Below are 13,081 nucleotides of genomic sequence, written 5' to 3'. Positions count from 1 at the left end.
GCCCGGGCGGCCTCACTCTATCCGCGCCAGCACCTGCTCCAGATTTCCAAGGAACTGCGTCCACCCGCTTCTGGCGCCGCCGTAAGCCTGCCGCTGATCCGGCCGGAAACCCGACTGCTCCATACGCAGATGCGTTCCCGTGCCGGTCGGAGTGAGAGTCCAGGTGACGGTGCTTTCAAGACCGTAGGCATCCCAGCTATAGGACAGGGTCTTGTTCGGCTCGACCTCCAGAACCTTGCAGTCGACCGAGCCCCAATCGGCGTTGAAGCTGAAGCGATGATCAACGGCCGGCTTGAAGTCGCTTGTCATCAGCCACTCCTGGATCAGGTGCGGCTGGGTCAGCGCCCGCCAGATCTTTTCCGAAGGAAAAGGGATTTCCCGTTCGATGACGACGGAGCGCGTTTCTGTCGATATGTCGGTCATTGATCCATCCTTTTCAGCAAATCTTCGAGATCGTTGAAGCGGTTTTGCCAGAACCCGGCCATCTCGCTGGTCCAGTCGACCAGCGGAGCAAGCGCACCGAGCTGCGCGCTATAATGCGTCTGGCGGCCCTCATGGCGGTCGCGTACCAATCCGGCCTGCTTCAATATGCCGAGATGTTTTGAAACGACCGGCTGCGAGACCCCGGCCCGAGCCGTCAGAGCCCCCACCGTCTTCTCCCCTTCCCGGCACAACCGCTCGAACAGAGCCCGCCGGGTCGGATCAGCGAGCGTTTTGAACAGCGCGTCTTGAGCATCGGACATTTGTAATTCATACCTATTCAGCTATGAATTAACGTATAGCCACAGAGGTATGGGTGAGTCAAGCGATCAAGCTGGAGCGAGAAAGAAAACAGGCAGTACGCCGCAAGATCCTGATATAATTTATCCACGGACAACGGATAGCCTACAAGCTATACATTCCTATAATCTTCTTTCGCCGTGGAATATCGTCGGCACCGTAGCCGGACTGGGATCAATGGCTGTTCTCTTCCAACGCCGTACGCAACGACTGCAAGCCATCCGTGCCGCCAATCAGGCACCATTGGGAGGTCTCGCGTGCCAGCTGAAAGTCTGCGTTTGCCCGTTTTTCATCGCCTGCTGCCCGAAGCGCTTCGCCTCGACGAACATAAAACTCGTTGCACTGCTTCGCTTTCAGCGCCTGATCGTACTCCAGAATCGCGCTGCGATACTCCCGCTTGTTGAGGAACCAGTTGCCAAGCAGAAAATGGGCATGCGAGACCACTCGATTGCGGGTAAAACTGTAAATGCCTTCTTGCGGGACAACAAACTGGAGAACTTCTCCCACGGCGTCCGGTTCGGCCTCGGCCAAATGATCCAGTTCATCATCAATGGCGTCGAACTGATCATCCACCTGGCGGAGCGGCAGTTCAGCCCCGGCCACTCTTCCAGTTACGGAAGCCATACGATAGCACGCAGGTTCTGCGAGCGCGGCCCGTCCCAGTCTCAGCCAAAGATCGGCGCTCGACGAAATGGCGGCGTCAGGGGGATTTGCCAGGGATCGGGCGAACACCTCGCGCATATATAATCGATCCTTTTCGCTGGTTACGTCAAAGCACGTGCGGGCTATATCGAAATAGCTTGAGCGCGCCAGTGCCGCATCCATGCGAGACAGGGCCGGCAAGTAGGCTTCGGACGCCGGGCGATCGCCCTGCTGTTTGGAATAGCGTGCAACGACGTTTTCTTTCTGACCGCCGGCCGCCAGAGGCGGACCGCTTGCCGCATCACCGCCAATAACAGTCGCTTCGTTTCCGCCCGCCGGAACCAGAGCGGTCGAATCGAACGGCCGGAGTGGCCCCACGTCGTAAAGCCTATCGGCCGGAGCCGTCAGCAGCCAATGGAATTGACTGGCGAGTTGGACATCGCCATCGACAAAATTGCCGATCGCGTTCGACAGGAATTTACTAATCAGCAGCCTTCGCATTTCCTCCGGGAAGGCGTCCAGGTTTGAACCGTTGCTGCGCGGCGGAATGGCGGCCCATACTGCTGCGATGGTTTGTGGGTCCTTTGCAAAGTTGAGCGTCAGCTTCCAGGATGCAAGCGATCGTTCGATCTGCATGCGCGCCTCCGGCGTTGCCGCGTGGTATAGGTCGGCAAGGACCCGCAGTTTGCGTTCACGTTCTGCTGCTACCGTTGCGATAGTGGGACCAATCAATACTCGCTCCGAGCCTCGCAGCCAGCTCTCGCCGAGCAGTTGATCCTGGCGGCGGCGCAGTTCGGCCAGCCATCCGCGGTTTTTGACATCGCGCACGAGTAGGTCGGCGTCCTTGCCGCGATCGCTGAAATTCGTCTGCTCGGACTTGACGACGAAGTCTATCAAATCGAAGAGCGTACTGTCAGGCAGCCGATCGTCGCTTGCAACGCTATTGAGCGCAGAGACAACAATCTCGGAAACGACGGTTTCGACGGGCTTATCCAGGTCATCCTTCAGCTGCCAGAAGTTCGAGATTGCGATCGGTATCGAGACGAGCACCATCAAGGACACAAAGAGCTCGCACAGGAAAATGGGGCGCTCGTACTCGCGCCAATTATTGCGCAAGGCGTCCGGTCTCGGTTTCCTTGACCACAGCCCAAGACGGTCGGCATACATCACCCGCTGCAGCGCCGCTCCGACCGCCAGTCGGTTGAGCAAGAACGCCATAGCGATGCGGCCGCCGAATAGAACAGGAATGGCTGCCAAGGCACTGATCTGCGCGGTGTCGTTGGCCAACGAGAAGCCGCCCATCGCAATCGCTGCCAGAACCAGAAGAAAAAGGCCACCTTGCCAGGCCAATCCGGCAGATACCAACCGCGTTGTCGGAATGACTAAGGTTTTGAAGTCAATACGGAACGGCCAGCGACCACGGTCGACCGTTTCCTTGTGGAATTTGACCAACTCAGCCGTTTCCAAGGCGAAAAGCCTGTCTTCTGCCGGAAAGACCGGCATCCCAGTGCGTCCGTCCGAATAGGCGGCCCGCCCGGCCGCTCGACGTTGCAATACGCTACGAGCCGATTGCGCATGCGCCAGCCACGAGAAATAAATCATCGCGGTCTCTTGACCGCAAAGATGCACAAGGGTGGCCGGACGCTCCCCAAATCTGCATTGCTGCTCGATCGCTTCAACGACAGCAGAAATGCCGTGCCCTTCGGCAAACTCCCTTACGGTTTCCAGCCCTTGAAGCCCGATTTGCGGAAGAATCGATGGAAACTCGCGACCAATAGCTTCGAGGAAAAGCTCGTGACGTTGCAGGCTCATTCCCGCAGCGAGATCAAACAGCTCGATCCACGGTTGAGCCTCGTACTGCGCCGGATCAGTTCCCCAGGGGCGCCCTTTTTCCCGGGCCACAATTTCGTTCAAGCGCACAAAGACTAAACCATCATCCCCGTCATCGTTCGGCTCGATCTCGAGCGAAAATTCCGCAGGCTTTACGGCCGGTGTTTCGGGTTGCGGCATTTCGCCCGGCTTATCCAATTTCCGCTGCTCATCCGAGTCGTCGGCGGCATCAGTCCTCGTCAGCAGCGCAAGGTCGGCATTCCTCTCCGGATCGTCCCACCCCTCGATGGTCAAAGCCGGCAAGTCGACATGCTGCGCACTCGCCCAGTTCAGCGCCGCTTCTTTCGCGCCGACCAACCGCTGGAATCCCTCCGGATCCTCATCGGGCCGAAAATCGCGCAGCCGCCGGGCATAGGCGCGTCGAATGTCGTTCTCATCCTGAGTCGGTGCGATCTGCAGGAGCGTCCAGCAAGTTTCAGCCATGGGATCAAAGCATTCTGTGTTCGAACTGGTTCAATGTTTCGGCGAATGCGCGGCGTACGGCTCCGAGATCGTGGTTCGCCTGATCGTTCAGCGCGGTTTCGAATTGTAGGAGAAGCTGCGCGATATGCTCCCGCACGGGTCCGAGCGATTCGACGTATAGTCTTTCCGCCCGCGCGATCAGCGAACGATTTTCCTGCTGGTCGCGTGGCGCTAGCTTGATGGACGCGAGTGCCGCGAAGCTCTTGTCGAGTTCGTGGTCGCTGAGATTGGATTGGTTGCGGAAGACTTTCCGTTCGACATGCTTCGTCGAAGTCACCTTGACCTCGACTTCCAGGGCACCGTTGATGTCATAGGTGAATCGTACGCCTACAGATTCCCGGCCGGCTGGCCCCGGCGGGACCGATACATCCACGGTGCCGATCCGCACATTCTGGGACGGCCGCATGTGCTCCCCCTGCAGCACCTCGATGCTTACGTGCGTCTGCATGTTCGACGCCGTCCAATAGATATTTTCCCGGCTGATGGGGACTACGGCATTGCGCTCGATGATTGGTGACAGAATGACACCATCAGGCGCCCTTGGATCGAGGACCGACGTCCCCAGGGTGAAGGGGCATACATCGGTCATGATGATTTCATCGAGAGCACCGCGGCGATGCTTTAAGCCCGCCTGCACCGCTGCACCGATCGCAATGGCGTGGTCGGGCCGCGCATGGATCAACGGAAAGCGGCCGAACAGCCTAGTAACGAGGTTGCGCACCAGCGGCATCCTTGTGGCGCCGCCGACCAAGACGATCTGATCGATCTTGGCAATGTCGATGCGGGCGTCGCGAACGGCGCTTTCGATCGGCGTACGCATCCGCCTCAAGAGCGGCGCTGCCGCCTCCTCGAATGCAGCACGGCTGACTTCCCCTGCGCATTGGGTCTTGCCGAGCGAGAAATCATAAGCCGCTTCCGCCTTGTCGGTCAGCGCGAGTTTGAGCGCTTCCGCCTCGCGCAGCAGTCGCGCCCGCTCGGCCGGATCGAGCCTGGCTTCGTTCAACTTATGCCGCTTGACCAGGAATTCGACGAACACATCACGAAAATCATTGCCGCCAAGCAGGGAATCGCCAGCAGACGCCCGGATTTCCATCACGTTCTCGTACTTGTGCAGAAGCGATACGTCGAACGTTCCGCCACCAAGGTCGAGGATCAGGAAACAACCGTCTCCGGTCGCCTCCAACCCATGCGCCAGCGCCGCTGCTGTTGGCTCATTGATCAACCGCTCGACATTCAGACCGGCGAGCCGCGCCGCATCCAGCGTTGCCTTGCGCTGCGGATCGTTGAAATAGGCGGGAACCGAAATCACCGCCTCGACGATCTTTTCGCCAAGCTTGGCCTCGACATCGTCCTTGAGCGACTTCAGCACCAGCGCCGACAGTTCCTCGGCCCGCCAGGACTTGCCGACGAGCTGTGCGCTGTTGGCGCTTCCCATCCACCGCTTGAAGGAGGCGACGGAGCGCTCCGGATGCGTGATCAACCGGTCGGCCGCCGCCCGTCCCACCAGCAACACGCCGTCATCGGCAACGCTGACCGCCGACGGCGTCAGGGTTTCGCCAAGCGCATTGGGAACGAGTTCCGCACCACTCTCGGACCAGACCGCCACCAACGAATTGGATGTGCCAAGATCGATACCGACAATTGCCATAAAAACCTCAAATACGAATAGGGTGGCGCGCCCGCTACCTGGATGGAAACAATGGGTCGTCTTCTATCCCGCGCGGGTCATCCTAGTTCGAGAACTGGCCGCACTGCGTGTTCGACTCGGTACGGCATGAAGCCGGGCGGCGAGCAAAAATGCGCTTTGGGCGACCAACGATTGACGGGAACTGGATATTTGGAGGGTGTGGGATGCATTCTCAATAACAGGCGAGATGTCTTTATACATCTCATAGTTGATCTAAATTGCAACATGCTTCAAAAAGCCGATAAAAATTTATAGATGGATGTGTTGACCTTCAGAGTCCGGCTTGGCGTCAGGTCGCGCAATCATAACCGGCCCTCCGGACAGTCGCGGCAGGATCGCCGTCAGACACGACCTAACTCGCCAGCACCTCATACAGTAAAAACGCCGAAAGCCACGGGCGGCTTCCGGCGATTCAGACTTACCCGCTTCGTTCGACCTCAGGAACCGGAAACGACCTTCAGATTGCCGCCATGGCTGCCGCCTGCGAAAACCTGCTTGCGGCCGAACTCGTTGTTGAAGGCCAGGCGCTGCTGCTCGCGGGTGATGCCGAGCTCAGGGAAGAGCAACTCGGCGACGCGATAGGCTTCTTCAAGGTGCGGATAACCGGAGCCGATCACCGTATCGATGCCGATCTCCTGGTATTCCGCAAGGCGCGCGGCCACCGTCTTCGGCGAGCCCACAAGCGCCGTGCCGGCGCCAGCGCGCACCAGACCGACGCCAGCCCAGAGATTCGGCGAGACCTCGAGCTTGTCACGGCGGCCGCCGTGAAGGGCAGCCATGCGCTTCTGGCCGACCGAGTCGGATTCATGGACGAAGCGCTCCTGCGCCTCGCGGATGGTATCGTCGTCGAGGTGGCGGATCAGCCGCTCCGCCGCCTCCCATGCCTCTTCGTCGGTTTCGCGCACGATGAAATGCAGGCGGATACCAAAGCTCACCTCACGGCCACGCTCGGCGGCGGCCTTGCGCACCTTGGCGACCTTTTCGGCCACCTGCGCCGGCGGCTCACCCCAGGTCAGATACTTGTCGACGCGGCCGACCGAGAAATCGATGCCGGCATCCGACGAGCCGCCGAAATAGAGCGGCGGGCGCGGGTTCTGCACCGAGGGAAAGCCAAGGCGCGCGTTGGTCGCTTTGATATATTTTCCGTCAAAGCTCGCCGTGCCCTTGTCCAGCAGTTCCTCGAAGACGGTGAAGAACTCCTCGGCATGGGCATAACGCTCGTCATGTTCGAGATGGATGCCGTCACCGGCAAGCTCGGCCGGGCTGCCGCCGACGACGATATTGAGCAGCAGGCGGCCGTTGGAGATGCGGTCGAGCGTCGTCGCCAGGCGCGCGTAATAGGCCGGCGACGCCGTGCCGGGGCGGATCGCCACCAGGAACTGCAGCTTCTCGGTCTTGGCTGCGAGCGCCGCTGCCGTCACGAAGGATTCCTCGCAGGCAACCCCTGTCGGCAACAGCACGCCGGAATAGCCGAGCCGGTCGACGGCCTGGGCGATCTGCGTGAGATAGCCGATCTCGGGCGCGCGGTTGAGATCGGCGGAACCGAGATAGGTGCCGTCGCCCGATGTCGGGATGAACCAGAGGAAATTGATGGGATCGGATGTGGCGGTCATGGAAACGGTCCTTTGCTGCGAAATTCGAAAATCAGCCCGCGCGGTTTAGCTGGCCTCCGGCATGCGACCACATGCAGGACATATCTGGCGCGCCGCCACGCGGATGCTTAGGAGGATCGCGGTGGCGGCGGAGCGAATGCCGGGGCTTTGGTTGCGCGTGAACATCTGAAATATCCTGTCGATCGATCGCGGCTGGCAGGAAGCGGGAGTCGCCTTCGATCGCCGGAATATTGCCATAGACTACAAATTATATCGACAATATCAATTTTCCATTGTCGTCCGCTTCGAGGAATAATTTTTCCCGTTCTGTTGCTCGTCGGCAAGCGCCTGCCGATAGCGGCCTTCTTTCGCTATCCCTCCCGACGTTCGGCAGCCAGCCGCTCCCGGATAAAGCCGGCCCCGCCGGCAAGGCGCCTCGCCAGCAGGCTGGTGGGATCGACCATGCGCCAATAGGGCGTGATCGTCGAAACCGGTTCACCCTTTTGCAGCGCGAGGAAGGACAGATCGGCAATCGCGCGCAGATGCCGCTGCACGGTGACCGGACAACAGGCGTCCGCCCCGTATTCGGCAGCGAGGCGGCGGCGAAGGATGCCAAGCTCGGTGAAAACACCTTGCTGCGCCGATCGAATCTCTTCTGCGACCATCTGCTGCGATGGAATAAGCATCGACTGCATTCCACTGCGGCCTTTACGCCGCGGCTCGATCGTCGGAACTTCGCGCATGTCATCCCCGTACACATTTGCCTGGTTCCCATCTAGGGCTGAGGCGAACGGCGACCAGCCTCATATCCGTCTATCGCAAGGAAGTCCGTCTTCACGGCTTTTCTGCCCCGGCCGTTTCGGTTAATCCTCAGGGCCTCGCACTCCGGATAAGGACAGGACATATGGCTAAAGTCGCATTCATCGGTCTCGGCGTCATGGGTTTTCCCATGGCCGGTCATCTGAAGACGAAGGGCGGCCACGATGTCACCGTCTATAATCGTACGGCCGAAAAAGCCGTCGCCTGGGCAGAAAAATTCTCCGGCAAATCCGCATCCACCCCGGCCGAGGCTGCCGCAGGCGCCGATTTCGTCTTCGTCTGCGTCGGCAATGACGAAGATCTCCGGTCGGTGACATCGGGAGAAAACGGCGTCCTGCACGGCATGAGGCCGGGGTCGGTGCTGATCGACAACACCACCGCCAGCGCCGAGGTCGCCCGCGAACTTTATGCCGCGGCCAAGGAAAAAGGCGTCGATTTCATCGACGCTCCCGTTTCCGGCGGCCAAGCCGGCGCTGAAAACGGCGTCCTGACCGTGATGTGCGGCGGCGACGAGGCCGCCTTCGAACGCGCCAGGCCCGTTATCGACGCCTATGCCCGCATGGTCGGCCTGATGGGGCCGGCAGGCTCTGGCCAACTGACCAAGATGGTCAACCAGATCTGCATCGCCGGCCTCGTCCAGGGGCTTGCCGAAGGGCTGCATTTCGGCAAGCGCGCCGGCCTTGATATCGAAAAGGTCGTCGAGGTGATTTCCAAGGGTGCGGCGGGCTCCTGGCAGATGGAAAACCGCCACAAGACCATGAACGCGGGCAAATATGATTTCGGCTTCGCGGTCGACTGGATGCGCAAGGATCTCGGAATCGTGCTCACCGAATCCCGCCGCAACGGCGCCAAGCTGCCGGTCACCGCCCTCGTCGACCAGTTCTATGGCGACGTCCAGGCGATGGGCGGCAATCGCTGGGATACATCCTCGCTGCTCGCCCGTCTCGAAAAATGATTGCCCCCTCCTCCGATGCAGCCGAACTGATCGCGCATCTCGAAACGCTGCGTTCGGAGGAGAATATCGCCGGCATGGCGCGCTTCGGCATCGTCACCACCAGCGCCCTCGGCATTCCCAATCCCGATGTCAAGGCGATCGCCAGGCAAGCGAAGAAGGATCACGCCAGAGCAATGAATCTCTGGCGTAGCGACATCCGCGAAGCCCGTCTGCTCGCCCTCTTTACAGCCGAGCCGAGCCGGCTGACGGCGGAAGAAGCCCGGAATTGGACCAATGATTTCAACTCCTGGGAAATCGTCGATTGCGCTGCCGACCTTTTCGTCGAGGCCCGGCTGGACGAACTCATCGCAGAATTCGCTGACGACGAGCGCGAATTTGTCAGGCGCACTGCCTTCGCCATGATTGCAGGCGCCGCCGTCCATCGCAAGACAGAGCCCGACACCAGCATCCTTGCCTGGCTGCCGCTGATCAGAGCCCATTCGGGCGACCCTCGGAACTTCGTGCGCAAGGCGATCAATTGGGCGCTCCGCAGCATCGGCAAGCGCAATCTCGCCTGCCATACGCCGGCGCTCGCCCTTGCAAGGGCGCTCGCGGAAAGCTCTGACAAAACTGCCCGCTGGATCGGCAAGGACGCCGTCAAGGAATTGGCCGGCGAAAAGCTAACGACACGGCTGAAATAAACGCATGCAGGCGTCAAGCTGAAGCCCTTCTTCGTCAATGCTGCCTTATGAATGCTGCCGGGATTTTTCGACCAGGAAATCGATCAGCACCCTCACTGCCGGCGGCATGCCCTTGGCGGTCGTGAAGACGATATAAAACTGGCTCTCCTCCGACTGCCAATCCGGCAGCACCCGCACCAGTCTGCCGGTCTGGAGATCGGCTTCGCAGGCGCTTTCGAGCAAAAGCCCGAAGCCGAGACCGGCACGGGCCGCGTCGAGGATGGCGGTCATGCTGCGGCAGGTGAGCCGCGGCTGATGCCGAATCACCCGTTTGGCATCATTCGGTCCGATCAATTCCCAGCTGTGGAACGACACCCATGACGTCATGGCCAGCGTCGGAAGCTCGGCGAGTTCGTCCACACAATTCAGGCCGCCGGTGCGCTCGACCAGCGAGGGACTTGCGACCAGAATACGCCGCGCCCGCTCGAGCTTGCGCATCGTCAAGCTCGTCTGCGTCTCCGGCTCGTTGGTTGCCCTCACCTCAAGATCGATCCGTTCGTTGATGAGGTCGGCGCGCCGGTCGGAGCCGATGATCTGCAGCTTGATCTTCGGATAGCGTTCCAGGAATTCAGGCAGGATTCCGCCGACGGAGATATCGACGAGGCCGAGCGGGCAGCCCATCCGCACCACACCTTGCGGATCGGATTGAGCCTCGCTGACGATCGACTTGGCGCGGTCGGCTTCTTGTAAAATGGTCTGGCATCTTTCGTAGAAAGCCTGACCGATCTCCGTCACCCGGAAATGGCGTGTCGAGCGTTCTATTAGCCTTGCGCCAAGCCCTTCCTCAAGGCGGCTGACCCGCCTGCTCAGCTTCGATCGCGGGATCTTGAGATCGCGACTTGCAGAAGCGAAGCCGCCGCTGGAGACGACAGCGGCGAAATAATAGTAGTCATTGAGATCGTCCATAAGAACAAGCTGCCCGCGAGGAGGAAATGAATGCCGGCCCCCTGCAGAGGTTGTATCCCCTCTCCCAAAAAGCTGTAATCACATTGTCGGCATTGGATTTTCTTTGCGCGACCTGTTACGGCAACGCCGGCCGACGGCCAAAACGGAAGAGACCAACAGTTGCGTGCGCGCGACGATGCTGTCGACCGATCCAGCTCGCTTGAAAATTGAAATGGGAGTGTCTCTAGAACAAACTTGGCAAGAAACCGGCGTGCGATACGCACCGAACCGGTTCGGCTCCTCAGAAAAGGCTTCTGAAAGATGCCCAGAGGACTGCGTGTCAAACACGCTGCAAGGACGGTCCGGCAGGGAAGACCGGACCCGTCCCCGTAGCTGATCGGAGGTCACTCGGATCAGAAACTGATTTGAAGTGCCCCCGGTCCGAAGACCGGGAGCATCCACTAAGTGGATTAGAACGAACGCTGCAGGCGGAAGTAGCCCGTCGTGGAGTCGTCGCCATCATCCGGATCGAGGTACTGAACCGAAGCCTTGGCATAGAAGTTGTCGACGATCTGGTAATCAACCGTCAGACCGACCTTCCAAGCATCGCCGAGACCGTCGTAGTCATCCGGAACAGCCTTGCCACCGCCGAAGTAGTTGCCGTAGTACTGAACGGCCGGGGTGATCTTCAGCTTGTCGGTTGCCTTGATGGCGTATTCGGCAGCAACAGCCCACTCAGCCGAAGAGTAGTAGGAGTTCGGGCCGGAGGAGTATACGCCAGCGAGGCCGAGCGTGCCGGGGCCGATGTCAACCGTACCCATTGCGCGGATTGCGCCATCTTCGTTGTCGAAGTCCCAGCCGCCAGTAACCTGGTAGCTGAACGCGCCAGCCGTGCCGCCGACGCCGAAGGCAACGCCAACGTTGTTGGCTTCTTCGCCAGCCTTGTAAACGCCGTCTTCCAGTTCGTCGACGCTGAGACCGGCGTAGAAGGTGCCGCTTTCATACTGGTAACGCATGGAGTTATGCAGCGTTACGACAGAACCGATGTCGTCGGTTTCGCCGGAGAGGCCGTCGTCCCACCAGCTGTAGAACAGACCAGCGCGGAAGCCCGCGATGTCGAGGTAAGCGGAGTCGAGGATGGCGTCCTGATCGGTGGCGTTGTCAGCATTGAACTGCATGACGATGACGCCGGTCAGCGGACCATACTCGGTGTCGCTCTTGGCCGTGAACTGAACCTGACCGCGGGTAACGGCATCCCAGTCCGAATCGCCGCCGACATCTTCGCCGACGTTAACCTGGAAACGGATGTAACCTTCGATCTTGAGGCAGGTTTCGGTGCCCGGGATGTAGAAGTAGCCGGTGCCGTAAGCGTCGCAGACGCGAACATATTCAACCGGTTCCGGCTCAGCAGCAACGATAGCGTCAGCTGCAAGAACCGGCGTCGATGCAGCAAATGCTGCTGCTGATGCAAGCAAAACCATTCTGATGTTCATTTACCAATCCATTCCTTTGTCGATCGGGGCTGGCTTCCAATCGGGTAGTCGATTTGAAGCCGGCCCAGTTTGAACAGCCATCTCGGCGTGCGGATCGATCGAACCGCCAAACCGTCATCCCATATGAGGTCCTCTCAAGCAATTCTCGACACACGCAAGATGGCCCCCCTAGAGCAAGTTTCCCCGGCAACGTGATTTTTATACAACAATTTCAATTATCTAGACGACAGAAACGCCAAGCGGCCTCGCGACGGAAATCCTCCATCGCAAGCCGCAAACGCTACGCCCCATTTGTCAAATTCTCCACCGTTCGACCCCCGTCGAACATATTGGTGAAGTGCATAAACTCTACCGCCGGCTAATCAACACATACAAGGCAGCAGTTTAGAACATCGTGTCCTGAATTCGATACCAATGAGACGAAATGATGACACAACGCGCACTGGTTCCATTCAACATAGCCTCGTATTTCTTACCAGGCTATGTATTTTTCCGAACCTAGGCGGGATTCGAGCGTTTTTTCGCTATTTCTGAGGCTTTTCTGCAGTCTTGATCGCATTTCACCCCTCCGCACTTACCGGATTGGCGCACTCAGATGTGGCCGGATCGACTCAGATAGCACAATCCTCAGGCCTTCGGGTCGTGCGCCGAACGCCGATTTCAATCCTCATTGGATTTGGCATTGTCGAGAATCATATAGTCGAGCGGCAGTTGCGTCGAATACTTGATCTGCTCCATCGCAAAGGCGGAGGAGACGTCGCGAATCTCGATTTTGGCGATCATCCGCTTATAAAAGGCGTCATAGGCGGCGATATCCGGCACGACGACTCGCAGGAGATAGTCGACATCGCCGCTCATCCGGTAGAATTCCACCACTTCGGGGAATTCGGCGACCACCTCGGAAAAGCGCCGCAGCCATTCGATCGAATGGGTGGCCGTGCGAATCGACACGAAGACCGTGACCTTGGTGTTGACCTTCTCCGGATCAAGGATGGCGACTCGGCGCTTGATGACGCCATCTTCTTCCATTTTCTGGATGCGCCGCCAGCATGGCGTCGTCGACAGCCCGACTTTTTTGGCGAGGTCGGCCACGGCCAGGGTCGAATCTTCTTGTAGAAGACGCAGTATTTTTCGGTCGAGGCGATCCATGCGAGCAA

11 protein-coding genes are annotated in these 13,081 nt (G+C 59.3%); 2 read left to right on the top strand and 9 right to left on the bottom strand.

From position 1 onward, the window contains the following. Positions 1-12: 12 nt before the first annotated feature. The 6 genes from AF337_RS09280 to AF337_RS09255 all read right to left on the bottom strand — a co-directional run bounded on the left by AF337_RS09280 (position 13) and on the right by AF337_RS09255 (position 7,796). Positions 13-423 (bottom strand): SRPBCC family protein, encoded by a 411-nt coding sequence (locus tag AF337_RS09280; protein ID WP_049731924.1) that lies wholly within the window; start codon positions 421-423, stop codon positions 13-15. After that, positions 420-743, bottom strand: a complete 324-nt coding sequence (locus AF337_RS09275) for an ArsR/SmtB family transcription factor (RefSeq protein ID WP_003594094.1) — start codon at positions 741-743, stop codon at positions 420-422. The genes AF337_RS09280 and AF337_RS09275 overlap by 4 nt, the downstream gene beginning before the upstream one ends. Before the next feature lie 211 nt (positions 744-954). Continuing rightward, entirely contained in the window at positions 955-3,735 is a 2,781-nt protein-coding gene (locus AF337_RS09270; RefSeq protein ID WP_049731923.1) for a hypothetical protein, read from the bottom strand. Positions 3,736-3,739: 4 nt separating this feature from the next. Beyond that, complete coding sequence (locus AF337_RS09265) at positions 3,740-5,422, bottom strand: molecular chaperone HscC (protein ID WP_049731922.1); 1,683 nt, start codon at positions 5,420-5,422, stop codon at positions 3,740-3,742. Between the two features lie 476 nt (positions 5,423-5,898). Then, the gene (ssuD, locus tag AF337_RS09260) at positions 5,899-7,074 is read right to left on the bottom strand and encodes an FMNH2-dependent alkanesulfonate monooxygenase (protein WP_049731921.1); all 1,176 of its coding nucleotides are present in this window, start codon (positions 7,072-7,074) and stop codon (positions 5,899-5,901) included. Between the two features lie 350 nt (positions 7,075-7,424). Next, positions 7,425-7,796 (bottom strand): hypothetical protein, encoded by a 372-nt coding sequence (locus AF337_RS09255; protein WP_049731920.1) that lies wholly within the window; start codon positions 7,794-7,796, stop codon positions 7,425-7,427. A gap of 161 nt (positions 7,797-7,957) precedes the next feature. Between AF337_RS09255 and AF337_RS09250 the strand changes: the two genes are divergently transcribed. Then, on the top strand, positions 7,958-8,827 hold the full coding sequence (locus AF337_RS09250; protein ID WP_049731919.1) for an NAD(P)-dependent oxidoreductase: 870 nt from the start codon (positions 7,958-7,960) through the stop codon (positions 8,825-8,827). After that, complete coding sequence (locus AF337_RS09245; RefSeq protein WP_049731918.1) at positions 8,824-9,507, top strand: DNA alkylation repair protein; 684 nt, start codon at positions 8,824-8,826, stop codon at positions 9,505-9,507. Before AF337_RS09250 ends, AF337_RS09245 begins: the two co-directional genes overlap by 4 nt. A gap of 45 nt (positions 9,508-9,552) precedes the next feature. Here the strand turns inward: AF337_RS09245 and AF337_RS09240 are convergent, their stop codons facing one another. From AF337_RS09240 to AF337_RS09230, 3 genes are all read right to left on the bottom strand, one after another. Next, on the bottom strand, positions 9,553-10,452 hold the full coding sequence (locus AF337_RS09240; RefSeq protein ID WP_049731917.1) for a LysR substrate-binding domain-containing protein: 900 nt from the start codon (positions 10,450-10,452) through the stop codon (positions 9,553-9,555). A 449-nt stretch (positions 10,453-10,901) separates the two neighbouring features. Then, positions 10,902-11,924, bottom strand: a complete 1,023-nt coding sequence (locus AF337_RS09235; RefSeq protein ID WP_049731916.1) for a porin — start codon at positions 11,922-11,924, stop codon at positions 10,902-10,904. A 660-nt stretch (positions 11,925-12,584) separates the two neighbouring features. Then, complete coding sequence (locus AF337_RS09230; RefSeq protein ID WP_003540387.1) at positions 12,585-13,073, bottom strand: Lrp/AsnC family transcriptional regulator; 489 nt, start codon at positions 13,071-13,073, stop codon at positions 12,585-12,587. Between the last annotated feature and the right edge of the window lie 8 nt (positions 13,074-13,081).

It is taken from the genome of Rhizobium ecuadorense (assembly GCF_001187535.1).
In the GTDB taxonomy this organism is placed as follows: Bacteria; Pseudomonadota; Alphaproteobacteria; order Rhizobiales; family Rhizobiaceae; genus Rhizobium; species Rhizobium ecuadorense.
Note: the sequence above shows the minus strand (reverse complement) of the source record. Positions and strands in the feature narration are given on the sequence as shown.